Annotated in this window: 1 protein-coding gene; it reads left to right on the forward strand. The window is 44.6% G+C overall.

The window, feature by feature from the left end:
- Positions 1-513: 513 nt before the first annotated feature.
- Complete coding sequence (locus tag ABJ99_RS14295; RefSeq protein WP_054086355.1) at positions 514-777, forward strand: hypothetical protein; 264 nt, start codon at positions 514-516, stop codon at positions 775-777.
- Positions 778-1,194 lie beyond the last annotated feature (417 nt).

Raw genomic sequence — 1,194 nt, forward strand, 5'->3', positions numbered from 1 at the left:
GTGTGTAGGCTGGACTCATCTGAAGCAGCAGCAGTGGGTAAGCAGGCTTCATGATGATCAATAATGGGCCTCATGACAAAGCTCAAATCCATGTTTCTGCTGCTACGCGATCGCAAGAACGGGCGATTTGCAGCCGCAGGCTGCCCTGTTCAAATGCCTATGCATCAGGCTGACGCTTGTGAACGGCTACCGTTTTTGAAAGCGGCTATGGCTCAGCAGTCTAAAAATAGCGGCCTACTTCAGACCATCCCTAGGGAAGGTCTGAAAAAGCCTCTCCTTCAAAAATCAAAGCCAGTAAATATAGGTGCTCCAGCCCGGTTTCTTTCCAAAAAATGGGCTTTTTCAGAGGGTCCCTAGGCATCAATGATGGCAAAGCAATATTTAATTATATGATCACAGTAATGTCACAGTAGTTGCACTAAGCCTTTACAACCGCCTTGAAATTTAATTTGCACTAGTAAAGGTACCATGCTAAATTTTTCATTCCAAGCATACATAAATTAAGGTTTAAAAATGGCTAGTTATGAAATCCGGTTATCCATGGTTGACTTTGAAAAGGATGGTATTCCTGAAATATTGGTGCAGTATTGGAACAAGGAAAAGCTGGCTTTTGCGTCTTACGTAACAGCTTCCGGCCACGACAAAGGCTTTGATACAGTAAGAAGCGAATCCGATACCAATGAAGACGGCAAGACGAATGCTCAGGACAATGCCGCAATAATCGCATTAGCCAATGCATTTGCAGTAATGAATCTTTCTATAGAAAAACGGAAGTAAGATAATAAACCAGGTAGCCACCAGTCTTGCGAGAGGGATTTTCCTCAACGCACACGGCACTTGGTTAAGTCTACTCAATGTGTAGGGATCTTTTAATTCCTACACATTGAATTTTCAGCATGCGCATGAAAATTGTGAGATTTAAAAATCTGTTATTGTAACTATATACCTTCAGCACAAGCCCGCCTCCAGTGTGCTGAGCAGAAAACCTTCGTCCCCCATACCTGGGTTGTAAGCGGGGAGCCCGCAGGATTCGGAAAAAATCGTACAAGGGCTTCCCCATTGAGCACAAGCCCAATAGTTTCTGTTTGACTCCGCTGCATATGCCGGATCGACGTAATGAAGGTGAAGGACTGCGGTACTACAAACAGTCATATTGAGCTGATCGCTCGGACCCTGATGAAAGACGCACGTGAG

Origin of the sequence: Pseudomonas syringae pv. cilantro (assembly GCF_001293775.1) — a bacterium.
Taxonomy (GTDB): Bacteria; Pseudomonadota; Gammaproteobacteria; order Pseudomonadales; family Pseudomonadaceae; genus Aquipseudomonas; species Aquipseudomonas syringae_P.

Bases quoted from the DNA above. Each gene is read 5' to 3' on its own strand.
- ABJ99_RS14295 (WP_054086355.1), top strand. From the start codon at position 514: ATGGCTAGTTATGAAATCCGGTTATCCATGGTTGACTTTGAAAAGGAT.